The sequence below is a fragment of the Mesorhizobium sp. P2_A8 genome, assembly GCF_056404935.1.
On record NZ_JBFUDB010000002.1, the window covers coordinates 382123 to 404721 of the forward strand.

Here is a 22599-nt window from a genome sequence, read left to right on the forward strand (position 1 = left end):
GAGGAGTGATGGACACGCCCACCAGCGACCGGATCATGCATGACGGCGCCGCCTCGCGGCGGCTGGTGGTACTGGTTGCGCTTGGCGATGCGGGGCGCGCCGAGCGCCTGGCTGCCTCGCTCGCCGCGAGCGACGACCTGCTGCCGGTCGTGGCTGGCGGCGGTACCGCTGATGTCGCCATCGTTGACGACAGCAGTGGTGACGCCGTGCCAGCCTCCACGCCAAGGGTGCTGCTGTCGGGCAGCCGCGAGCGGCCTGCCGGCGAGGTGTTGGCGATACTGCCCGCGGGTGCGGACGATTTGTTGATCGCCGCCGCGGCGCGGCTGGCGGCGGCCGGCTATTGCGTATCGGGCGATGGCAGTCGCGGGCGCAATGAGGATTTCCATGCCGGCGATGGTGAGCCGTTCGAGGATGAAGCCTCCGACGAGCACGCCGCCCGGCCTTCGCTGTCACCACGCGAGGCTGAAGTGCTGGCGCTGCTGGCCGAGGGCGCGCCCAACAAGGTGATCGCGCGGCGGCTGAACATTTCCGTGCACACGGCGAAGTTCCATGTCGCCGCGATCCTGATCAAGCTCGGTGCCGCCAACCGCACCGACGCCATTGCCATTGCGATGCGCCAGGGACTGGTGCTGGTCTAGTAACAAACCCTACGCAGCGTAACTCGGCATCCAGCGCCTCGGGCCTTGCGCTGCGGTCCCCTGCCGCGCAAAGGTTCGCGCCTGCCATGTTGCAAGGGAGGCGCAAGGAAATGTCGCTGAAGGGAAAGACGCTGTTCATCTCCGGCGGGTCGCGCGGCATCGGGCTGGCGATCGCGCTGCGCGCCGCGCGGGACGGCGCCAATGTGACGATCGCCGCCAAGACCGCCGAGCCGCATCCGAAGCTGCCGGGCACGATCTACACGGCGGCTGAAGAGATCGAGCAGGCCGGCGGCAAGGCACTGCCTGTGCTGTGCGACATCCGTGAGGAGGCGCAGGTTGCAGAGGCGGTCGCAAGGACCGTGGAAAAGTTCGGCGGCATCGACATCTGCGTCAACAATGCCAGCGCCATCCAACTCACCGGCACGCTGGAGACCGATATGAAGCGCTACGATTTGATGCACCAGATCAACACGCGCGGCACCTTCCTCGTCTCCAAAATGTGCATTCCGCACCTGAAGTTGGCCGGCAATGCTCACATCCTGAATCTGGCGCCGCCGCTCGACATGAAGGCCAAATGGTTCAAGAACCACGTTGCCTACACCATGGCCAAGTTCGGCATGTCGATGTGCACGCTGGGCATGAGTGTCGAGTTCGCCAGGGACGGCATTGCGGTCAATTCGCTGTGGCCCATCTCGACCATCGACACGGCCGCGGTGCGCAATCTGCTTGGCGGCGCGACGGTGGCGGCGATGAGCCGTTCGCCCGACATCATGGCCGATGCCGCGCACGCGATCTTCATGCGGCCATCACGCGAGGCGACCGGCAATTTCTACATCGACGAAGAGGTGCTGCGCGCCGAGGGCGTCAGCGACTTTTCGGTCTATGCGCCAGGTGCGACCGGGCCGCTGGCCGGGGATTTCTTTGTGCCGGACGAGGTGTTTGCGCGGACGGATACGAAGATCAAGGGGATTTATTAGAGACTCGAGGCAGCCAAACAGCCAATCCTCGATCACCGGAAAATCCTGCTCTTGCAAGGCGATAGGGTGACGATCCTGCCGGAGTGATTCAACGCCCGGGCAGGCGCCAGCCTCACTCCTCGCCCTTCTTGCCTTTGCTCAGACCCATCAGCCGGTCGATATAGGCGAGCATGAACGCCGAGACGACGAAGGCGAGGTGGATGATGGTCAGCCACATCAGCTGGTCGGTCGAATAAGAGGACGAGTTGAGGAACACCTGCAAGAGGTGGATGGAGGAGATGGCGACGATGGTCGAAGCGACCTTGACCTTCAGCGAACCGACATCGATCGTGCCCAGCCAATGCACGCCGCCGTCCTCGTCGTCAAAACGGCTGACGAAATTCTCGTAGCCCGAGATGATGACCATCACCACCAGCGAGGCGACCAGTGCGGCATCGATCAGTCCGAGCATCTTCAGGATGGTGTCGGTGTCGTCGAGCGTGAAGGCCACGGTGACGAACTCGTAGAGCTTCTTGCCGAAGGACAGCGCATAGATGGCAAGCGCCACGCCCAGCCCGAGATAGAAGACGACCAGCAACCAGCGCGAGGCAAGGATGATCGATTCGATGGCGAGTTCGAGACGCTTCATGCAGTGGTTCCGGTTGGTTCTCTTTGGATAGTGGCCGTAGGGCAGTGGGTCGTATTTCGATCAGGTCGCCCCCGTTTGCAAGACAAAAAGCCCCGCCGGTGAGGGCCCGGCGGGGCTCAATGCGTCCCGCTGGAGTCGGGACGGGGCAGGGATGCCCTGGTCAGAATCTGGGGTGGGCAAGCCTTCGATTCAATGAGCCGGCTCTAATGCCGGTACAATTCTTGTTGAACCGGGATGCTGTCCGCGGTCCGACCCATCCCGGTAGGCCGGGATGGATCCTTTCTTGCCGATCTGATTCCAGAAGTCTTCTCAAGCCTCTGGAAAAGCAGATCAATTGTTGCTGGCGACCGGCGCCACCAGCGAGGTGATGCGGCGAATGGCGACGCGCCGGTTCTCACGGTTGGGCGCGGCCGTGTTGACCTTCAGATACTCCTCGCCATAGCCCTGCGTCGTCAGGTTCTCCGGCGGGATGCCGAAGGCATTGGTGAGGGCCTCCGCCACCGATTCGGCGCGGCGATCGGATAGGGCAAGGTTCGCCTCCGGTTTGCCGACGGCGTCGGTATGACCTTCGATCAGGAAGGTCTCGGCCGGGTTCTTCTTCAACAGCTTCTCCATGGCGCCGGCGACGCCTTCGAGCTTCTGCACCTCAGTGTCGGAGATGGAGGCCGAGCCGAATTCGAAGTTCAGCGTGTCGAGGTCGACGCGGCGTGCAATGTCGCGCACGCGGGCCGAACGCTTGACCTCATCGATCGAATAGAGGCGCTGGACCTTTTCCACCGGCGGCTGTTCGAGGAAGGTGTAGTAGTCGTCCGGGCTCTCGACGTCCTCGGAATCGAGGATGTACTCCCGCCGCGGGATGGTCAGCCGCATCGGCGGCAGGTCGTCGCCGGGATCGCGCCAGTCGCCCTCGTCCTGATAGTCCTGCTCGTCGACATAGCTCAGCACATATTCGCGCCCATCAGGCGTGATGCGCGAACGCTGGATGACATCACCGTAGCGGTTGCGGATGGTGACGATCTGGACGCCATTGGCGCGCTCGACCGTCTCGCGTGTACGGCCTTGCGGCAGATCCTCGTAGTAGACGTCCTTGGCGCCGCGGTTCATACGCGGACCGTCATTGCTCTGGACGATCGTCTGGTTGTTGAGCTGGATGATGACGCGGTCGCCGATCTCCTTGAGCACGTCGACGCCCTTGGGCCGGCGGCGGTCACGGATGTTCTCGTCGGGCGCACGATCGACACGCGTGCCTTTTTCCTCCGTCACCGGGACCATTTTTTCGGGCTTGATCTCCTGCTGGGCGGCCTTGTCGTCGGTGGGCGGCGGCCCCTGATCGACAGGAGCGACCACGGGCTTCTCGCTCTGATCGGCACCTTGCTGGGCATTCTGCCCGCCATTCTGCTGCGCATTCTTGTTGCCCTGCTTCCTGCCTCCCTTGCGCTCGGCATCCTTCTGGCTGTCCAGAACCGGAGCGGCGTTCGGATCGGCAGGCGCTTCGCCCTGCACAGGATTCTCGCCCTGGACAGGCGCGGCCGTCTCGCCATTGGCCGGCTGTTCGGCGGTGGCAGGCTTTTCGCCGCTGGCCGGTTGTTCGGCCGTCGTAGGCTGCTCGCCGGTGACAGGCTGCTCGCCAACCGGTTTCTTGCCGTGCTTCTTGGTCTTGTCCTGCGGCTGCTCGCCCTGGGCGGCCGGCTGTTCGCCGGCTGGAGCTGCCTTCTCGGTCGGCGTCGGCGCGGCTTCCGGCACGACGGCCGGTTTGGCTACCTCGACAGGCTTCTTCTGCTTCTCAGGCTTCTGCGCGGGCTCGACGGCTGGCGCTACCTCCGTCGGCGCGGCCTGCTGATCCTGCTTTTGCTTCTTGCGCGGCTTGGGCTGCTCGACCTGCTGGTTGTCGTTGGCCGGTTCGGCCTGGCCGGCGGGTGCCTCTCCGGCCGGCGCTTCGGTCTGCTGTTGCTGATCGCGCTTCTTCTTGCGCGGTTTCGGTTGCTGTTCGTCAGCAGCCGGTGCTGCCTGCTCCGCGGGTGCCGCTTCCGCCGGCGCCTGCTCAGTCTGCTGCTGCTGGTCGCGCTTCTTCTTGCGGGGCTGCTGTTGTTCGGCGGCTGGAGCGGCTTGCTCCGCCGGCGCCTGCTCGGTCTGCTGCTGCTGATCGCGCTTCTTCTTGCGCGGCTGCTGCTCCTCGACGGCTGGAGCGGCCTGCTCGGCAGGGGCGGACTCCGTCTGCTGTTGCTGCTCACGCTTCTTGCGCGGCTGCGCCTGCTCTGCGGGCTGCTCGCTCTGGGCGGGCGCCGCCTGCTGCTCCGGCTCGGCCTTTTTGCGTTCGTGCTTTTGTTTCGGCTCCGCTTGCTGCTTCTGCGCGCAGGCCTCGGCCGATTCGCCCTCGGCGCACGCTGCCTGCGCCAAGATGAACGCGGCTGACGTGTGCTGGGCGGGGCCGCCTCCCTGAAGCGGGAACGCGCCCAACGGCGCGGATGCCATCAGCAGGCCAAGTGCGGTGCCTGCCAGAATCCGTGGTTGGCGTTTCATCGAAAATTCTCCTTATGGGGTCCCATCCTTGCCGAAACCGATCTCGGGCCGATTGGTTCCAGTTTGGTTGGGATAGAGGCCGTACGGGGCGATTGGCCGACCTTTTGAAGGCAACTTCGTGTCATTCCTCCTGGTGACCGCCGCATTTTGGGCCTTCGTCGTGCTTGACCTTGCCGGCGGCTGGGGCCACATCCCGGGAATGGAAACGCCATTCTGGAAAACCAAGGCGCTGGAGGCGATGAGCCCGGCCGAGTGGGAATCGTTGTGCGACGGCTGTGGCAAATGCTGCCTGTCGAAGCTAGAGGACGAGGATACCGGCGAGATCTACTGGACCAGCGTCGGCTGCCGGCTGTTCGATGCGCAGAGCTGCCGCTGTTCGGACTACGCCAACCGGCTGGCGCGCGTTCCCGACTGCGTCGGGCTGACGCCGCAGAATGTTCGCACGATCAGCTGGCTGCCCAGCACCTGCGCCTACCGGCTGGTGGCCGAGGGCCATGATCTCTACTGGTGGCACCGGCTGGTGTCGGGCAGCGCCGAGACCGTGCATGAAGCCGGAATCTCAATGCGCGGCCGGGTCAAGGCGAGCGAGACCGACCTGGCCGAGCCGGAAGACTATTTTGACTACATGCTGGACGACGAGCCGTAGGCTCGCGCAGGGACGACGAACGGCAGCTCGCGCAGCGACGACGAGCCCTGATCTTCAAGCTGATCTGCTGGATTGGGAACCGGGCCCTGGCTGAGGCGTTTTGGAACATTCACCTCGGCAAGGGTCGATGGTAAATGCCCGGCGAATGCCTTTTCGCCACATGAACCGGAGATGAACAGCCGGTTCGCAATAAGTTCAGACAGACAAGTGCATTCTCCCCCCATCGGTTCACGAGGACGGGCGAGAGCCCGCAACAAGGAGAGAAGACGATGTTCAACACCATGAAGACGGCAGCCCTTTCGGCACTGGTCGGCCTCGGCACGCTGGCGGCCATCCCCGCTCACGCCGACAGCCTGTATCTCGGCTTCGGCAACAACAACGACACGCGTTTCGGCGTCTATGCCGGTGACGACGGCTATCGCCATCGCCGCGATGAACGCCGTGGCGAGTGGCGCCGTGGCTGTTCGCCGGACCGTGCCCTCGACAAGGCCGAGCGCATGGGTCTCCACCGTGTCCGCATCGTCGACGTTAACCGTCGTACGGTAAAGGTGGCGGGCCGCCAGTACGGCGACCGTGTTGTCGTCGTGTTCGCAAATGATCGCGGCTGCCCGGTGATTTATCGCTGAGATCAGCTCGAGACACGACCTTCTCGAAGGTCGGCAGGTAGCTGAGCCCCATTCCGTCTGAAGGGTGTGGCTGGAAAAAACCCCGCGGGAGCAATCCCGCGGGGTTTTTCATGCACGGTATATCCTGGGCGGAGCAAGGCTCGGCCCCAGGATCGTCAACGCCGCTTACTTCAACTCGAAGGTGACGGTGACCTGGACGTTGTAGGAGTTCTCGCCAGCCTGCACCGGAGCCGCGGCACCGGCTGCGGCGTCGAACGCCTTGGCGTTGATCGGCATTGGCATCGGCGCGATGTTCTGGTCGGTGATCTCGAGCACCCGGCCGATGCTGACGCCGGCGGCTTCGGCCAGCGTCTTGGCCTTGGCCATGGCGTTGGCGACCGCCTTCTTGCGGGCCTCGGTGACGGTCGCCGCCGGGTTGTCGTTGGTGAAGGCGATGCCGCCGCCCTGGTTGACGCCGAGCGACACCGCCTTGTCCAGAATCTCGCCCGTCTTGTCGACATCGCGCACCCGCACCGACAGCGTGTTGGTCACCTGATAGGCGACGAGTTCGGCTTCCTGGCTGCCGTCCGGCTTGTTGGTGTAGTTGTAGCGCGGGTTGATCTGGATGCCCGCGGTCTGCAGGTCGCGATCCTTGATGCCGGCCGACTTCATCGCCGCGATCACGGCGGCCATGGCGTCGTTGTTGGCGTCGAGCGCTGCGCGCGCGGTCTTGGCCTCGCGCATGACGCTGAGCGTCAGGACCGCCAGATCGGGGGCTACGGTTGCTTCGCCTTCGCCTGACACAATGATGCGGGGCGGCGTCGGCAAATCGGTGGCTCCAGCCATCGCCGGAAAAGCGATTGCAGCGGCGAGCGCGAGCGGCAAAAGGTGTCTGGTCATGAAAATCTCCTTGGTCTGCGATCAAGTCGCAAAGGTCGCGTAGAGCGCGATTATGGGTTGATTTGGGCGATCTGCGGAAGCCTGACGGGAAAGCCTTGTGCCGCGATGCGAAAAACATTAATCCAGCCCGCGTGGGGCCTGTAGCTCAATGGTTAGAGCCGGCGGCTCATAACCGCTTGGTTGGGGGTTCGAGTCCCTCCGGGCCCACCAACTTATTATATATCAACACCTTACGCCTAATTCCTTGAGTTTGAATTGGGCGCTATCGGGTAAACCTATGGCTTCTGGGCAAAATGGTTTTGGGCCTGTTCGTCAATTTTCTCCGTCTCGTCGATGGCACCCGTCACACGTAGCTCACTACTCGCGGCTTCGAAAGACCCTGCAACGATTCGTGCGGTAATCGGCGGCAACGACGTGCAATTAGGCGGGTTGTGATTTTGGCGGCAGGCTCAAATGCTCGGAGGCGCTTGCCGTTCGGCTTTCGAGAAGACGATCGTCGACTACCGTCATACCGGATACTCAAGCTTGTCTCGCGACAGCCAACTAAAAACCAGCGCGATGCGAATGGATTGCCGTCGAAAGCGTCTGCCGGCACAGCTGAGATGCTTATGCCTCTATTCGTCTAGCCGATCATCCAAGGCATATCGATCGCCCCGAGCGATACAACGATCCCGAGGGCCACCAAAGCAATCCCCAAACTACCTTCGAAGCGGCGGCCACGGGGCAGCAGCTTCTCGACGAAGACGAGCAGCGTCAAAAGCAACATCCAGGCGACGCTCATCACGCCGGTCGCGACCAGCACGGCAAACAGCGCCCAGCAGCAGCCAAAGCAATAGAGACCATGGCGCAGCCCCATCTTGAGCGCGCCAACACGCCCGTCGCGCCAGTGCTGCGCAACGAAAGCGAGCGGCGAACGGCAATGGCTGAGGCAAATGTGCTTGAGGGTCGTGAATTGATAGAGCCCGGCGATGCCAAGCGTGGCGCCGAGCGCGAGCGGTGCCCATTTCGCACGCTGGGGCGGATCGAGGCTCGTTGCAACGTCGCTACCGAGCTGGACCAGGACATATACGAGAAGGCCCGCCCCCGCCCAGACGAGCAGATAGCCCGCGACGAAGGTCCACGTCGGGATGGCCACATGTTGTTCGCGCCTAGCCTGCGCCGCCGCGAACATAAATATCATGGGCGCCGCGGCTGGCAGCATCATAGCCGCCATCATCACGGTCCCCACAGCAAGAAAAGCGGCGGCGCCGGCAAATGACCAGTCGTCGGCGGCAATTCCGGCCATCGCCATGCCAGCCATGCCTTCCATACCCTCCATACCGCCGCGCACGGCAATGCCCATGGGCATATCCATGCTGAATGTCTGGTAGAGGGTGAGCGTCCACGCCGCTGCTGTCAGCCCGACGAGCGATGCGAGTAGACCGAGCGGGATCCCGCGCAGATTCCGGGTGAACCGCCGCGACTTCCTGGGGAACGCGTCAGCCATTGTCACGCCCTAGTTCGGGCCGGTCCAGTCGAACGGAATGTGCTTGCTTGAGCGGGCCGTGCCAGTCCAGTCGAGCCCGAAGCCCTTGGTGCTCACTTCGACAGAACGCCCCCAGGTGGCAACCTGGCCCGGGCCGACCTCCGAACCCGGCGGGTTGATCGTCTGCACTCGCTTGCCGGGTGGTGTGGTCGGACCGGAAAGCGCCTCTGCGCGTCCAACGACGAGACCAGGAATTTCGACCCGCCAGGTGGCCAGGTCGCCCGCCACGTCGAAAGTGATTGGCACGAACTCCATGCCACGCATCTCCCCGATATTGGCGGCAAAGCCCGCCGGCCAGCCGCCGGCGTGGCCGCCGAAGATCACCTGCAGGGCTTCGCGCTGCTGCTCATCAGCCTTCTCGTCGAGATACATGCCCATCACGGCCTTTGCCTCGCCGGCCCACAGATTGCCTTCGAACTCGCCGAGCGCCACCAGCGTCAGGCCGTCGAGCTTCACGCCGCCATACTGACCCTCACGCACATGCCAGGCGAGCACGCCCTGGCAGTGATTGCCGGTTGGCCGCTGGGCGAACTCGCAAGGGCAAGGGATATCGCAGCTGCAGATGTCGAACCAGTCGCCTGCGAGCCGCCATTGAGGCACTGCATTCATGGCTCGTCCTCCGGAGATTGGCCCTAGTTATACGCCGAAGATTGGTCGCGCTCCAGCAGTTCGTGCGTCGCTCGCTGACTTTGATGGAAAGGCCCCCACATTGGTGGTCGAGCGGTTCACACCAAGCCTGCAACTGGACCACTTCAGCTCCCGATTTCGACAACCACCGTTCCGGAGACGGGATCCGTCACGCCGAGGTCGCCGCCGAGATCCTCCAGCATGTCGCGCATTGTATCCAGAAGGCCAATCATCTGCGGCCGCGCCGCCGCGAGGCTGTCCATGTCATTCCATTCACCGACAACACAGAAGGTGCGGTCACCCGTCTTGATCAGTTCGGCCTTTCGGAATCCCTTGACGTCGAGGCTCGCCTTCTTGTGCGCGTCGATGAAGGCCTGTTCCTTGCCGGGCTTGGTGCGAAACCGAACGACATTGCAAGCGGTCATGCCTTCCTCCAATCCATAGCCAAATTGATAAATCGACCAGGCTTACGGTCGGGCCTCCAGGACCATGTTGAATGGCGTCTCGGTGGCGCGGCGGAAGCGGCGGAAGCCGCCGCTCGTAACCACCTTGCGCAGTCTGGCCTCGCCCGCCTGGGCGCCGAGGCCGAGCCCAACCTCCTGCGATAGCGAGGCAGGTGTGCAGATGAAGGTCGAGGCGGCGTAATAGATGCGGCCGACCGGATTGAGGTTCGCTGAAAGCTTGTCATGGGCGAAGGGTTCGACGATCATCCATGTGCCGTCCGGCTTCAGCGCCTTGTGCACATGCCTGGCAGCACCTTCCGGATCGCCCATGTCGTGCAGGCAGTCGAAGAAGGCGACGAGATCGTACGTGCCTGGAAAGTCCTTGGCCGCCGCCACTTCGAAGCTTGTGTTGCCGGCGACGCCGGCTTCCTTGGCGGCGGCGCGCGCCCGTTCGATCGACGGGGCATGATAGTCGAAGCCGGTGAAGCGCGAATTCGGGAATGCCTTGGCCATGAGCACGGTTGATGCGCCGTGGCCGCAGCCGACGTCGGCGACGTCTACGCCACGCTCCAGCTTCTCGACCGTGCCATCGAGCGCCGGCAGCCAGGAGCCGATCAGATTGGCGTTGTAGCCGGGGCGGAAGAACCGTTCCGTGCCGCGAAACAGGCAGGCGCTGTGATCGTGCCAGCCCACCCCCTTGCCCGAGCGAAAGGCCTGCCGCACCTTTTCTTCGTCAAGCCATAGTGCCGAGACGACCTCGAAGGCGCCGGCCATGAAAGCCGGGCTGTCCTCGTTGACGAAGACCTGTTCCTGCTCGGGGCTGAGGTAGAAGCAGTCGCTGGCCTCGTCATATTCGACATAGCCGGCGGCGGCCTGCGCCGAAAGCCATTCGCGGACCAGCCGCTCCTGCGTGCCGGTCTTTTTGGCAAGCTGTCCAGCGGTCATCTTGCTGCCCCCGCTCATTGCCGAAAACAAGCCGAGCCTGTCTCCCAGCAGCACCGCAGCGCCCGTGGTGATGGCGCCCAGATCGCCGACCATTTTTCCAAGAAGCGCTTCCAGCTTCTCCTGGTCCGGCTGCCTTTCTTGATTGCGCTCCAGCATTGGCTGATCCCTCCGGCTCGATCCAACTGCTCGCCCTTTGGCGGCACGCCCAATACCCAGCCTGGCGGCTCGCCATGGACGCGCATGGAAAGTTTACCTAAGGATAGGGGTCGCCGATAATGCCAAATTCTAATTGCGGTGATGCATACCGGACATCAGCATCAAGCGGGGTGTGCCATGGAAATGCACGAAATCCGATACTTCCTGGCCGCTTGCCAGACACTCAACTTCCGCCGCGCGGCCGACCTGGTCCATGTCACTCAGCCAGCACTGACGCGCGCCATCCAGAAACTGGAAGCCGAACTCGGCGGAATGCTCTTCCATCGCGACAAGGGCCATGTCCAGCTCAGCGATTTCGGTCGCTTGATGCGGAGTCATCTCGACGAGATCGCGCAGCGCGCGGAGCATGCCAGGCGCACCGCTAGAAGCTTTCTGTCGCTTGAGACGGCGCCGGTGACGCTCGGTGTCATGTGCACTATCGGACCGCTGCGCTTTATCGGCTTCCTCAATGCATTCCGCGAGCGGTTTCCCGGAATCGAGGTGACCGTAATCGAAGGCGCCGCTGACCACCTCACCGACCTTTTGCTACAGGGCAAGCTGGACATCGCGCTCTTGGCGCGCCCGGAGCCGTTCGATCATCGGCTGAGGGCGGAGCAGGTCTATACGGAGCGCTTCGGGCTGGCCTTCTCAACCGGGCATCCGTTCGAGACGCGGAACACGCTGCAACTGACGGACGTGCGCAACGAGCCCTATCTCGAACGTATCAACTGCGAATACGGCAATCGCATCGACGAGCTCTGCCAAAACCTCGGCTTCGAGATCAAGAGCGCCTATCGCAGCGAGCGCGAGGACTGGATCCTGGCTATGGTAGCCGCGGGAATGGGCGTCTGCTTCATCGCGGAATTCTCCGCCAGCCAGCCGGGCGTCTGCCACAGGCTGGTCGTCGACCCAGAGATCGTGCGCGAGGTGTCACTGGTCTCCGTCGCGGATCGCCTGCCTTCGCCCGCCATCTCCGCATTTGCTAAGGCGGTGATGGAGTATGACTGGCACATACCGATGACGGCGGAATCGACTGGTCTCTAAGTCCGCAGTCCCGCCTTCCGCCTCAGCAAACAGGCGCCATACGATCACATCTTCGTGTCGATGTAACTGACCCTAATTTCCAGCGAAGCCCAGAATGGGGCAACTCTGCCCCTCAAAAAATGGGAGTATTCCGAATGCATTCGTTCAAAATCTTTGTCGCCGTCAGCATTGCCGCTCTTTGCGCCTCGCAGGCATTCGCCGAAGACACAATGGGCACGATGTCCATGATGAAGGGCGGGCAAGTGACAGCCGTCATGCCCGATGGGCATATGGGCACCATGATGCCGGACGCCAAGATGAGCGCCGAAATGATGAAAATGGCCAAGCCGATCAAGCATTGCATGATGATGATGACCGACGCCAAGGGCAAAACCTACATGGTCGATACGTCGACCAAGAAGGCCCAGGCCGAGTGTGAAAAAATGGCGATGTGAGGAGTCATCGCGCCCAGTCAATGCTTCCATCCCGCCGGCACGCGCGCCGGCGGGATGTCCGATCGATCCTGCGCCATCGAGACCATGTCACTGCCGTGGTTGCTGATCCTCGCCAGCCATAGCTTTTGCTTCGCAAGGTTGATCGGCTCGGTGGGTGTGTTAGGCCGGGTCTATTACGAAGGGACCCAACATGGCACGCTTATCGCGACGACATCCGATGCTGCGGCGCTCGCAGGCGATGTGGGTTTCGCGACGCGTCTGGCAGCCGCGCATTGTCTTCTGGGCAGGTGCCATTTCGATCGGGCTGATCAGCGTGCTGTTCGCGATCCTTGCCGACCAAGCACAGGCGCTATTCCATACCGTTATCGACAGCGGTAGCGGCTGGCGCTTTTACCTGCCATTGGTGCTAACGCCGCTCGGCTTCGTTCTCTGCGCCTGGCTTGCGCATTCCTTCTTTCCGGGCTCGCAGGGCAGCGGCATTCCGCAGGCGATCGCCGCGCGCCATCTGCGCGATGACGAAGACCGCGGCCACATCCTGTCGTTGCGGCTGGTGGTGGGCAAGATCGCGCTCACCGTCGTCGGTCTAGGCTGCGGGGCTTCAATTGGTCGCGAGGGACCGACAGTGCAGGTCGGCGCCTCCCTGATGCTGCAGGTCGCGCGCTGGGGCGGCATGGGGCAGGCGCGCGGACTGATCCTGGCCGGGTCCGCGGCCGGCATAGCGGCTGCCTTCAACACACCGCTTGCCGGCATTGTCTTCGCTATCGAGGAGATGGGCCGCGCCTATGAATCCCGCACCAATGGGCTGGTGCTAACGGCGGTGATCCTCGCTGGACTCGCATCATTGGGCCTGGTCGGAAACTACACATACTTCGGCGTCGCCAAAGAAACAGTTTCCTTTGCCAGCGACTGGCCGCTGGTGCTTGCCTGCGGCATCATCGGCGGCGGTGTCGGCGCGCTATTTTCTCTGCTGGCGCTGAAAGCGATGCGCCGCATCCGGCGCTGGAACGCGTTGCAGCCGCTCTGGCGCACAATGGTTGTGGCAAGCATTTGCGGGCTGGCGGTGGCCGCCATCGGGATCGCCTCGAATGGCCTCACCTTCGGCACCGGCTATGCTCAGGCGCGGGGAGCCATCGAAGGCACGCCGCTGCCGGCGTTTTTCTTTGCTGAGAAATTCGCGGCTGGCCTGCTCTCGATGGTTTCGGGCATTCCGGGCGGCATCTTCGCGCCATCGTTAGCCGTAGGAGCCGGCCTTGGCAGCGCGCTTGGCCTACTCCTCGGCGCCGCCACCGGCACCGCTGCGCTGCTTGGCATGGCTGGCTATTTTGCCGGCGTTGTCCAGGCTCCGATGACGGCCTTCGTCATTATCCTCGAAATGACCGGCAACCACGACAATGTCATTGCGCTGATGTGCGCATCGATGCTGGGCTATGGGACAGCGCGATTGATTTCGAACGAGCCGCTTTACCACGCCCTATCTCGCCTGTTCATCGCCGAGGCGATCCGGCGCAGAAGATCCAGAAATCTTGAAACATTCGACTCTGCCGCGTAGAGCCCAGTTTGAGTTGCCGGTAAGCTCAAACTTCAGTGAGCATAAGGCGCATGGCGCAACGTCGGCTTGCCGGCATTCCGTGTTCGACCTCTCGGCGCAGCACCTGTCGAAGCCGCTCTCCGGCCTGCGCGTCATCCATCACCCGAAAGCCCAGCTTCTGGCAAAATGGCGCGTTCCAGATCACGTCTCGGAACGTCGTCAGGGTAATAGCGACAAGGCGACGACGCCTCGCATCCGCAACGGCCTTTTCTAGCAAGGCGCGTCCGATACCCGAGCGTTGTCGATCAAGGCGCACGGCAAGTTCCCAGATGTGCAATGTGTCATCCTGGATCTCCGCGCTCAGGAATGCGACCGGCGGGTCGTCGAGCTCCGCCGCGACCCAGCACGTGCCCCTGGCGATGAGTTCACGGTGGCGCTCGACGGTCTGGTTATCGTCATCGGCAATCCAGGCAAGCTCCTCGACCCCACGGTAAGCTTCACCCGCGGACTGTTCGATATCGGGTAGTGCTTCCGCGTCAGGGTCTTGCGCAATTCGGATGGTGGTCATTGGGTTGCAGTCGGCTCTTCAAGTATTTTGCAGAGAATGACGTTGGAGTGTCCCTCGGGCCAATCCGCAAACTCAGCTACGCGCACGAAGCCGGATTTTTCATACATTCCTGGCGCTTGGAAATCATGGCTCTGCACCCAAATCCGACGAACGCCTCGAGCCTCGGCCTCGGCCGCGAAGGCGTTCAACAACGCTCGCGCATAGCCACGTCCCCTATGCGCCTCGTCGATCCACATCTGTTTGAGTTCGGAAGTGCCTGCCCATGAAAATCCCGTTGCAATGCCGACGATGCGTCCAACCGCGTCGCGGATCACAAAGCCAAGGCCCTGAGCGTCATCACGCCCTACAGCTTCCCGGTTGTAGGCGTAGATCCTGTCTTCGAAGGCGTCGATCTCAATTGCCGAAAGATCGTGCTGGGGTTGGGCAAGGGTGGTCATTTCGAGCGCTCGATTCCCTTGGGTCGAGACAAGACCGTCTCAAGCGACAAACGGCCAGGACCGCCTACTGCAAGCGTTGCAAGGCCGGCGAGGTAAAGCAAGATGATTTCGTAGCCAACAGGCCCGAACCGGATCCCCTCGGCCGTCACCTCAGCAAACTTCACCGAGAAGAACCCATACTGGGAATGGACCGTGAACAATGCAGTCAAAAGCACGATCGCCATCGGCACGCTAACGAGTGGAATGAATGCGCCCGCCAAGACAGCACCGCCGCCGACAAGTTCAACCAGCGTTGTCAACCATGCTAGCGCTTGAGGCTCAGGGACTCCGAGTGTCTGAAGCACGACGCCAAAGCTTCCCGGCCCTCTGCTGAGTTTGGCATAGCCATGGGCAAGGAAGCCAAAGCCCACGATCAACCTTATCGGCAACGGCGCCCATCCGGCTGTGGTGGACGAGAAGAGTCTAGTTCTCGTGACGAGTCCACTGAGATGCATTCCCGGTATACCTTTCTTTGGGCGGTGTGCCTGAGGTTCGGCACTATTCGAAAAAAGCGCGCTATGGCGCGCTAGGGAGACGGCCTCTTATTCGCCCCATGGGAACCGACCGTTACAGCCTCACGGCATCGTTACCGCCGCTGCCGGAGCCTCCACGAGACCAGATCCGAAATCGCCCGGCCCACCCTAGGCGGCGGACCGGGCGTAATGTGGAGCGGGGTCGGTCAGGCAGCTTCGGCGGCGAGAACGACGGGAAAGTCGATATCGGTCCCGGCAACATTGTTGATGAGATTGGTCAGGAAGTTCTCGGCTACGATGGCGACAATCTCGATAACTTGAGCCTCGGTAAAACCCGCCGATTTCACGGCGGCAATCTCGGCGTCCGTTACCTTGCCGCGGGTCACCGCCACCCTGGCCGCGAAACGCACCGCCGCGTCAGCCTTGGGATCGCTCGACCTGCCCTTGCGGTTGAGCGCGATCTCCTCGGGGCTGATCTTTGCCAGATTAAGACCGAGATAGGTATGAGCGGACAGGCAGTAGTCGCAGCCGTTCACCTGGGCAACGGCTAATGCAATGCGCTCGCGGGTCTTCACGTCCAGTGCTTTGGTGAGCGCACCAGACAGGCTGGTCATGCCCGTCAGAGCTGCAGGGCTTATGGATACGAGGCGGAAAAGGCCGGGCACGACGCCAAGCTGCTTGTTCACGGCGTCTAGAATGGGTTGCGAGGCGGTCGGGGCTGCTTCACGGGTCGGGATGGCAATGCGGGACATTTTATAAGCCTCTCCTGTTCGATGATGTCGATGCGACAGGAGCTATCTATTATCTTCCAGGTGGTGAGAGTATTGGATACCTAGGAGATATGACCTCTCAATATATGGAAGGGCTTGCGCGTGGACCGCCTAGAAGCCATGTCAATTCTGATTGCCGCCGTCGAAACCGGCAGTCTCTCAGCAGCAGGGCGGAAACTTGGAACACCGCTTCCAACTGTCAGTCGCAAGGTGGCGGAATTGGAAGCCTATCTCCACACCCGCCTGCTCGTCCGATCGACACGCCGACTTATCCTCACCGAGAGCGGAGCCGCCTACGTCGCAGCCTCCAGGCGAATCCTGGAGCAGGTGGGCGAGGCGGAGCGAACTGCTTCGGGCGAATACAACGTGCCAAAGGGCGATCTGATTATTACGGCACCCGTTGTATTCGGGCGGCTACATGTGTTGCCGACGATAAATGATTTCTTGGCGCGCTTTCCGGACATCAATGTCCGGTTGGTTTTGTCAGACCGCAATGTGAATCTCGTCGACGATCATGTCGACATGGCTGTGCGGATTGGCCCCTTGCCAGATAGCAGCATGGTGGCGACGCGGGTAGGATCCGTGCGCAGTGTGGTTTGCGGCAGTCCGACCTATTTTGCCGACCACGACCTGCCGAGGACGCCGGCCGATCTCTCCGGACTCTCTTGCGTCACGTTTGATGTTGTGGCGTCCGCCACGTCCTGGCGTTTTGCCACGCCAATCTCAAGCGCTGAGCAGACCGTAGCGATCCGGTCACGCCTGTCAGTGAATACCGCGGAAGCCGCGATCGACGCTGCCATTGCAGGTGTAGGCGTCACCAGGGTCCTCTCCTATCAAGCGGCAAAGGCGATGGAACAGGGAAAGCTGGTGGCCGTTCTTGAAGAGTTCGAACCGGCACCCATGGCGGTCAGTCTCGTCCATGCAGGTCAGGGACTTTTGCCACTCAAGATGCGATTCTTTCTTGATTTTGTAGCCCCGCGTTTGCGCAAAGCCCTGGTGCCGCCAAAGCATGACTGATGGCGAGGCGGTCTCTCACGGCCGTGCCGAACTCACGTCCTACCATTGCGTGCGAAGCCTTGGCCGCGTCTGTTCCTTGAGTTGCGGGGACGATATGATAGCCGTCACCGCAGGCGCGGCATCAAGCATGTGAAGGACCGAAATGACACTTGAGCTCAAGTTGCTCGCGTTCAGCATAGGGCTGGGATTAGTGCAAATTATCCTAGCCTCGCATGCTGCAAGCCTGCAACGTGGTTATGCTTGGACGGCCGGCTCACGGGACGAGGCCGTGCCAGAATTGACCGGGCTTGCGGGCCGACTGGCCCGAGCGCTGCAGAATTTCGTCGAGACGTTTCCTCTGTTCGCTGCAGCTGTTCTGATCGCACATCTGACAGCCACGCACAGCTGGATGACCGAGTGGGGTGTTCAGCTCTATTTTTGGGCTCTTATCGCCTATCTCGCATTATACGCAGCAGGGGTTTTTCTCTTACGCTCCCTCGTATGGAACGTGGCTGCGCTCGGGATCGTCATGGTCCTTCTTTCACTCATCTGATCCATGGTTGGCCCATCGAATATGCGGCCTGCTCAGGTCTCAATTGCGTTATCATGGAAGCGGCACTGTATGGGGTCCAACCAAAATCGCCTTCCGCTTTGCGAAAACACCGGCCCAACAAGGCTTTTGCGGCTGCGAAATCAGGGAGTTTGATCGGGGAACGACAATTGGATGGTCAAGCCGGCGGGGTATCCTATCGTAAGCCCCGAAACGCGAACGTAGGGATTGGAAGCAAGTCGATCGCGAAGCGCCATCGCCCTCGTAACGGCCCTTTGAAGGTTCTCTCGCAGAACCTCCGGAGCGATTTCGCCGTTGGAAATCCTATATGACGGCAGCGTCTCCTCGATAAACGCTATATCTGCCGCGACTTGCGCGATGGTCTCTTCCCGGTTCATTTGATGTTGGGCTAACGCGGGACACGCCGACAACCCTATCACACAGGTTGCCACGAGGCGCTTCAACATCGACTTCCTTCCGACCATCCTGTTAGCATTGCGCACCCCAGGAGCGCATGCAAGGCGGGATCAATTGCGCAGAGGGCGATCTTGTGCAAGCCCGCAGTGAGATGGCGTCCAGGACGCGCGAGGGCTCCGTTCCCCCCCGACAGCAACGACATCGTCTTGGAACGCGCTGGCAGTGGGCTGTTGTAAGGGAAATGCGACTGCATCAAAGACCGGCGCTCGCATCGTAATGGCTTGCGGTTTCCTCACTTACTCTGGCTGGTGATACGGTCGGCAACGTAGTCAAACGAGAAGACGCCGGCGCCACGGGTCAGCACGAGAAGCAGCAGCGAGGCCCACAGCAGGTGTTCGGCCCAGTTCTCCGGAAAAACAAAGATCTGAATAACCGAAACGACGCCGAGCAGCATCAGCGCGCCGAGACGCGAGAACAGCCCCAGGAAAAGCAACACCGCCCCGGTGATCTCTGCTGTTGTCGCCAGCGGCGCCGCGATCGACGGATCGATGAGCGGTAGATTGTATTCGCTGGCGAACAGCTGCAGCGTCACCGGCCAGGACGCCAGCTTCGATTGTGCGGACTGCCAGAAGACATGCGCAATCGCGACTCGAGCTGCGAGCTGGACCAGCGAAAATGGGATACGCTCCGGCAACTTGATCATTCGTCGGTAAAGACCAACAAGGCCGGCAGGGCGGGGCGTGGAATATTCCGGTATCGCAGTCATGATCGTCTCCTTCAGTTTGAGAGAGGGTGCAGCGGGACGCGCACGTCGGTGACGAGCCTGTCGCGGAACAGACGCACAAGCGCTGAAACCAGGTCGAAGGCCGGGTCGAGCGCCAAGGCGCGGCCAGTGGCATGCTCAAGGCCGAAGCCGTGCTTCAGCGAATGCCAGAAGGCGAAGCTCGCGCGGTCGAGCAGAAAAAGCCGCACGTAGTTCCCCGACCTCCACAGCGCCACCCGTTCGGGGCGCCTTGTCCAGGTGATTTTTTCATCGACCGCCGTCTCCTGTTGATGCTCCATCCATACCGACAGGATCGACCAGTGGGAGACGATCATTCGCAGTGAAGGCTGGAGCAGGATATCCGGCGCCAGTCCAAGGTCGGTGCTGTCGTATTCGGCGAGACTGCGGGCCGGCAGCGAAGCTGTATCGAGCGCTTCGGCAATGGCCCATTCGAGCCGAGCCGTCTCGGCGACGATCGGCATGTCGGACAGGGTGTCGATGGTCTTCAGGAAGCGAGGGAAGCCCGCGCCATAACGCGCCAGGCGTGACTCCGCCGGCGGATGCCGTCGAATGAACTCGCTCGCCATGAAGCGGAAGAAACGTTCGTCGACGAGGCGGGCCGTAACAGGGAAGACGGCCATCAGCACGGCGGTCAACGAACTGCGCGTGTTGTTCTGGTAGATGCGCAGGCGAGCCATTGGGTCGGCCTTGCCAGCGGTCAGCATTTTCGCGTCGATCAGAGGCTCCATCGCCAGAACCGACCGCGCCACGATGGTCTGCAGATGTTCAAGCGGCAGCATGATATCCTCCCTCGATTGTCGGCAAGGCCATGTGCATGGCCGGTTTGGCTCTGGCAGCGGCAAACGCCGCAAGCACAGGCATGCTGGTTCGCGTGCTTTCGAAAGTTGGCAGGCTGGACACTGGCAGGACCATGGTTGGGACGGTCTGCCTTGCGGCCAGCTTGCGGCTGAACATAATCGAAGCGGAGAGCATGTCGGCCCACATAGCTTCGCCGAGCAACACGTCGAGAATCGGAACGTCGGTATCCCATTCGATCAGCGTAGGGCGCGGCCCGAGATGGCTGATGGCATGGTGATAGAGCCCCCAGACAACTGGCGGCACACGAGAGCCGTGATCGTCGATGAGCACGGTGTCGCCGCCGACCTGATTGGTCGCGTGACCGGCAAGGTGGATCTCACCGATGGCATCGGCGGGCAAAGCGTCGATGAAGGTCTTTGCGTCGTATTGGAGATTGTGCGCCGAGACCTGGACATTGTTGACGTCCAGCAGCAGGCCGCAGCCAGTTTGCGCCACCAGCTCGGCCAGAAATTCAGCTTCATTCATGGAGGAATCCGCAAACGCGACATAGGCGGACAGATTTTCGATCAGCACCTGCCGCTTCAGAGTGTCCTGGACGGTCACCACGTTGCGCACCACAATCGCCAGCGCCTCTTCGTCATAGCGAAGCGGCAGCAGGTCGTTGAGATAGGCGCCGTCGGCAACGCTCCAGGCAAGATGCTCCGAAACGAGATCAGGCTGGAACCGCTCGCAGACCTTGCGCAGCCTTTCCAGATGATCGCGGTCCACCCCCTGTGCGCTGCCCAGGGACAGCCCAACACCGTGAACTGACAGCGGATATATCTGGCGCAGCCGTTCAAGCGCCTCGACGGCGGCGCCGTCGCCCATATAGTTCTCGGCATGCACTTCGAGCCATCCGGCGGAGGGTCTGCGGCTCAGCATCTCGCTGATGTGAGGAGAGCGCAGACCGATGCCCGCGGATGCCGGGATCGTAAGGGGCTGAAATGCATGGGACATCGGTCTGCTCCTTTCCAAAGGGGTTGGCTTGAAGTTTGCGTCGGTCAGGCTTTCGGCTTGTCGCTGCCGCCGGTGATCTTGGCGCAGCTTCCGGCTGGCACGTAGAGCCAGGAATCCGGCTGGTTGTCGGCGGTCGAGGTGCCCGCGCATGAGTGCGTCGCGGTCTGGCAGTCGTTCTGGCCGGCCTTGACGACGCCGTAGCACTTCTCGAACGAGAAGTTGGGCTGAGCGGCCGGGCCGCTATAGGCTGCAGTTGCGGCAAGCGAGGTGGCGGCCGCGAGGGCCGTTCCGATAAGGGTCTTGGTGTTGATCACGGTCGTTTCTCCTGGTTGCGTTTCGAGGGAAGACTGACCTGGCGGCCTGTCTGCAAGCAGTGTCGTCGAACGCGCGATGAAGCTGAAATGCTGTCTCGGCATGGATTTGATACGCGGTCACTATGTTGAGGAGGATGACGAGCAAAAGCCCTCCGGCGAGGAACCGGAGGGCTTTTGCGCCTGCACTTCGTGAGCGGAGCGAAGCAGGCGCGACTAGGCGGAGGGAGGCGCCTAGACGTATAGATTTTTGCTGTGGACGACTGAGTTTTCGCTCAAGCTTGGATGGTCGGCGAGAAGCCAGTCCTCGGCCTGCTGCCGTCCGCGGTCACGCATGTCGGTCAATTCTCCCCAGTCGGTCCAAGGCCTGGCAAACAAGGCAGCACTTGTTCTGTGTCTGTCGAAGATGGTGTGGACAGACACAGAGTTCACGGCATTTGCGGCGGGACGGTAAGTCGCACAAGGCGTGATGCAGGTGGAGGGTTTGCCGCTTACAATCAGCCATTGCCCACCCTCGATCGGCTGCACGGGCGGCAAGGCCAAAAAATCGCCTTCGCCCCAATATGGATCGCCATCGATTTCCACGGCCGGAAAGAGGAATGGGACTGTCGCTCCCGCCAGGATCGCGTCGATCGACAACTGGTCGCCGGAGAAAATCGTGACGGTGTCGGTGCGGGCGTTCGAAGCCAGGATGTTGAGCTTCAACGGGCAGTTCTTCTTGTGCAACTCGTCAATGTCGATCGACTGTTCCAGGATCGACCTCAGCGGATTGGCCGTAACGGTCGCGAACATCGTTGCATGGCTGACGCGCCGCCAGAAATTGGTGAGCGCGGTCCTTGCCCCACGCCTGCCGCCCAGAGCCAGTCCGTAGGCAAGAACCGCCGCCTCCATGCCTCCGAAACCGGATGCAGTGATGGTGCGGAAGGAAAGGCGAGGCTCATCCAGCAGGCGATCGAGCACGCCCCAGACAAATGCGCCGTGTGCGTCGCTTGCCAGCGTAATGTCGATCGGCTGGCGGTCTTCAATCACCAGTTTCGCACCGGCAATAAAGGCTTGGTTGGTTGCGGCCTGGATTTGCATCTTTTGAGTCTCCTCCCGAAGAACGCCAGGCGAGGCGTTTGATGGAGACACTGCCGCATGATCCTTCATTGGCGAAATGCCAAGGTGGCATGAACTCCATAGGCAGATTGCATTGGCGGCAATCTCTTCCGCGCCGCAAGGTTTGCGAGGCTGGCGAGTATCCCGCGATCTTGCACTGGAGCTGGCGCCACTACGGTCGCCGGCAGGCCTTAAGCACCAAGAGGAGCTTGTCATGAGAATACGAAATGTCTGTTTGGGGGCGTTCGCCCTCGCTCTTTTAGCCGGGCCTGCATCCGCCGATGCCTTCAGCGATCTGGCGTCGCTGCCGTCATTCTATAGCGATGCCGGCATGAAAACGATGAAGCCGATGGCCGGTTTCAAAAAGGCTTGGCGAGCTGCGCCCCGGGGTGATCGGGACAAGATGATGAAGATGTGCAATGACGCAGCCATGAGCAAGCCGCACGCAGCGTTCTGCGCCAATGTGTTGGCGCTTGGCGGCGCCAACTGAGGTGCACCGACCGTGCCGGGCAACACAGGAATGATGTCACGATGGCGAGCGGTCTGCTCGCCACCGTCTTTTGTGATGGCCAGCTGCTGCGCAACGCAAGCAGTCCGCGGCGCGCTGTCGCGGCGCCATGACGGACCGCTATCGACTTTATAGCCGCACTGCATTGGCGCCAAAGCAAGCCTTGCGGCAGTCTCCGAAGCGCGAACAACCTCGTGCA

General features: G+C 61.8%; 26 protein-coding genes and 1 tRNA gene. 11 read left to right on the plus strand and 16 right to left on the minus strand.

Annotated features, from left to right (window positions below; translation table 11 throughout):
- Positions 1-8: 8 nt before the first annotated feature.
- A complete protein-coding gene (locus AC1D10_RS08495) occupies positions 9-638 on the plus strand; it encodes a helix-turn-helix transcriptional regulator (protein WP_477270541.1) in 630 nt (209 codons plus the stop codon).
- A gap of 110 nt (positions 639-748) precedes the next feature.
- Positions 749-1615 carry an SDR family oxidoreductase gene (locus tag AC1D10_RS08500; protein WP_477270543.1) on the plus strand — a complete coding sequence of 289 codons (867 nt, stop codon included), beginning with the start codon at positions 749-751 and terminating at the stop codon, positions 1613-1615.
- A 112-nt stretch (positions 1616-1727) separates the two neighbouring features.
- Here the strand turns inward: AC1D10_RS08500 and AC1D10_RS08505 are convergent, their stop codons facing one another.
- Together AC1D10_RS08505 and AC1D10_RS08510 are read right to left on the minus strand one after the other, a co-directional pair.
- Positions 1728-2243, minus strand: coding sequence for a TIGR00645 family protein (locus tag AC1D10_RS08505; protein WP_477270545.1), 516 nt, complete (start codon positions 2241-2243; stop codon positions 1728-1730).
- Between the two features lie 330 nt (positions 2244-2573).
- Positions 2574-4763: an OmpA family protein gene (locus tag AC1D10_RS08510; protein WP_477270547.1), complete on the minus strand. Its 2190-nt coding sequence runs from the start codon at positions 4761-4763 to the stop codon at positions 2574-2576.
- Between the two features lie 199 nt (positions 4764-4962).
- Between AC1D10_RS08510 and AC1D10_RS08515 the strand changes: the two genes are divergently transcribed.
- A complete protein-coding gene (locus AC1D10_RS08515; protein WP_477270953.1) occupies positions 4963-5409 on the plus strand; it encodes a YcgN family cysteine cluster protein in 447 nt (148 codons plus the stop codon).
- A gap of 269 nt (positions 5410-5678) precedes the next feature.
- Positions 5679-6035, plus strand: coding sequence for a hypothetical protein (locus tag AC1D10_RS08520; protein ID WP_477270549.1), 357 nt, complete (start codon positions 5679-5681; stop codon positions 6033-6035).
- A 165-nt stretch (positions 6036-6200) separates the two neighbouring features.
- On the opposite strand, the gene AC1D10_RS08525 is transcribed toward AC1D10_RS08520, so the two are convergent.
- Entirely contained in the window at positions 6201-6914 is a 714-nt protein-coding gene (locus tag AC1D10_RS08525; RefSeq protein ID WP_477270551.1) for an SIMPL domain-containing protein, read from the minus strand.
- 134 nt (positions 6915-7048) lie between these two features.
- On the opposite strand from AC1D10_RS08525, the gene AC1D10_RS08530 reads away from it, so the two are divergent.
- A tRNA-Ile gene (locus tag AC1D10_RS08530) sits at positions 7049-7124 on the plus strand.
- Between the two features lie 412 nt (positions 7125-7536).
- On the opposite strand, the gene AC1D10_RS08535 is transcribed toward AC1D10_RS08530, so the two are convergent.
- From AC1D10_RS08535 to AC1D10_RS08550, 4 genes are all read right to left on the minus strand, one after another.
- On the minus strand, positions 7537-8400 hold the full coding sequence (locus AC1D10_RS08535) for a DUF2182 domain-containing protein (protein ID WP_477270553.1): 864 nt from the start codon (positions 8398-8400) through the stop codon (positions 7537-7539).
- 9 nt (positions 8401-8409) lie between these two features.
- On the minus strand, positions 8410-9048 hold the full coding sequence (locus AC1D10_RS08540; protein ID WP_477270555.1) for a DUF1326 domain-containing protein: 639 nt from the start codon (positions 9046-9048) through the stop codon (positions 8410-8412).
- 143 nt (positions 9049-9191) lie between these two features.
- Positions 9192-9491 (minus strand): putative quinol monooxygenase, encoded by a 300-nt coding sequence (locus AC1D10_RS08545; protein WP_477270557.1) that lies wholly within the window; start codon positions 9489-9491, stop codon positions 9192-9194.
- 42 nt (positions 9492-9533) lie between these two features.
- Complete coding sequence (locus AC1D10_RS08550) at positions 9534-10610, minus strand: class I SAM-dependent methyltransferase (protein WP_477270559.1); 1077 nt, start codon at positions 10608-10610, stop codon at positions 9534-9536.
- A gap of 177 nt (positions 10611-10787) precedes the next feature.
- Between AC1D10_RS08550 and AC1D10_RS08555 the strand changes: the two genes are divergently transcribed.
- From AC1D10_RS08555 to AC1D10_RS08565, 3 genes are all read left to right on the plus strand, one after another.
- Positions 10788-11693 (plus strand): LysR family transcriptional regulator, encoded by a 906-nt coding sequence (locus AC1D10_RS08555; protein WP_477270561.1) that lies wholly within the window; start codon positions 10788-10790, stop codon positions 11691-11693.
- A 134-nt stretch (positions 11694-11827) separates the two neighbouring features.
- Positions 11828-12127 carry a hypothetical protein gene (locus tag AC1D10_RS08560; RefSeq protein ID WP_477270563.1) on the plus strand — a complete coding sequence of 100 codons (300 nt, stop codon included), beginning with the start codon at positions 11828-11830 and terminating at the stop codon, positions 12125-12127.
- A gap of 190 nt (positions 12128-12317) precedes the next feature.
- Complete coding sequence (locus AC1D10_RS08565) at positions 12318-13676, plus strand: chloride channel protein (RefSeq protein WP_477270565.1); 1359 nt, start codon at positions 12318-12320, stop codon at positions 13674-13676.
- A 25-nt stretch (positions 13677-13701) separates the two neighbouring features.
- On the opposite strand, the gene AC1D10_RS08570 is transcribed toward AC1D10_RS08565, so the two are convergent.
- From AC1D10_RS08570 to AC1D10_RS08585, 4 genes are all read right to left on the minus strand, one after another.
- The gene (locus AC1D10_RS08570; protein WP_477270567.1) at positions 13702-14223 is read right to left on the minus strand and encodes a GNAT family N-acetyltransferase; all 522 of its coding nucleotides are present in this window, start codon (positions 14221-14223) and stop codon (positions 13702-13704) included.
- Positions 14220-14660, minus strand: coding sequence for a GNAT family N-acetyltransferase (locus AC1D10_RS08575; RefSeq protein ID WP_477270569.1), 441 nt, complete (start codon positions 14658-14660; stop codon positions 14220-14222). Before AC1D10_RS08575 ends, AC1D10_RS08570 begins: the two co-directional genes overlap by 4 nt.
- Entirely contained in the window at positions 14657-15154 is a 498-nt protein-coding gene (locus tag AC1D10_RS08580; RefSeq protein WP_477270571.1) for a DoxX family protein, read from the minus strand. The genes AC1D10_RS08575 and AC1D10_RS08580 overlap by 4 nt, the downstream gene beginning before the upstream one ends.
- Before the next feature lie 224 nt (positions 15155-15378).
- Positions 15379-15924 (minus strand): carboxymuconolactone decarboxylase family protein, encoded by a 546-nt coding sequence (locus tag AC1D10_RS08585; protein WP_477270573.1) that lies wholly within the window; start codon positions 15922-15924, stop codon positions 15379-15381.
- Between the two features lie 120 nt (positions 15925-16044).
- Between AC1D10_RS08585 and AC1D10_RS08590 the strand changes: the two genes are divergently transcribed.
- A complete protein-coding gene (locus AC1D10_RS08590; RefSeq protein ID WP_477270575.1) occupies positions 16045-16959 on the plus strand; it encodes a LysR family transcriptional regulator in 915 nt (304 codons plus the stop codon).
- Between the two features lie 142 nt (positions 16960-17101).
- Entirely contained in the window at positions 17102-17491 is a 390-nt protein-coding gene (locus tag AC1D10_RS08595; protein ID WP_477270577.1) for an MAPEG family protein, read from the plus strand.
- A gap of 706 nt (positions 17492-18197) precedes the next feature.
- Here the strand turns inward: AC1D10_RS08595 and AC1D10_RS08600 are convergent.
- From AC1D10_RS08600 to AC1D10_RS08620, 5 genes are all read right to left on the minus strand, one after another.
- Positions 18198-18608 (minus strand): DoxX family protein, encoded by a 411-nt coding sequence (locus tag AC1D10_RS08600; RefSeq protein WP_477270579.1) that lies wholly within the window; start codon positions 18606-18608, stop codon positions 18198-18200.
- Positions 18609-18682: 74 nt separating this feature from the next.
- A complete protein-coding gene (locus AC1D10_RS08605) occupies positions 18683-19468 on the minus strand; it encodes an HvfC/BufC family peptide modification chaperone (RefSeq protein WP_477270581.1) in 786 nt (261 codons plus the stop codon).
- Positions 19455-20483 (minus strand): MNIO family bufferin maturase, encoded by a 1029-nt coding sequence (gene bufB, locus AC1D10_RS08610; protein ID WP_477270583.1) that lies wholly within the window; start codon positions 20481-20483, stop codon positions 19455-19457. Before bufB ends, AC1D10_RS08605 begins: the two co-directional genes overlap by 14 nt.
- A gap of 44 nt (positions 20484-20527) precedes the next feature.
- Complete coding sequence (locus AC1D10_RS08615; RefSeq protein WP_477270585.1) at positions 20528-20797, minus strand: BufA1 family periplasmic bufferin-type metallophore; 270 nt, start codon at positions 20795-20797, stop codon at positions 20528-20530.
- Positions 20798-21028: 231 nt separating this feature from the next.
- Positions 21029-21874 carry a patatin-like phospholipase family protein gene (locus AC1D10_RS08620; protein WP_477270587.1) on the minus strand — a complete coding sequence of 282 codons (846 nt, stop codon included), beginning with the start codon at positions 21872-21874 and terminating at the stop codon, positions 21029-21031.
- Positions 21875-21986: 112 nt separating this feature from the next.
- On the opposite strand from AC1D10_RS08620, the gene AC1D10_RS08625 reads away from it, so the two are divergent.
- Complete coding sequence (locus AC1D10_RS08625) at positions 21987-22382, plus strand: hypothetical protein (protein ID WP_477270589.1); 396 nt, start codon at positions 21987-21989, stop codon at positions 22380-22382.
- Positions 22383-22599 lie beyond the last annotated feature (217 nt).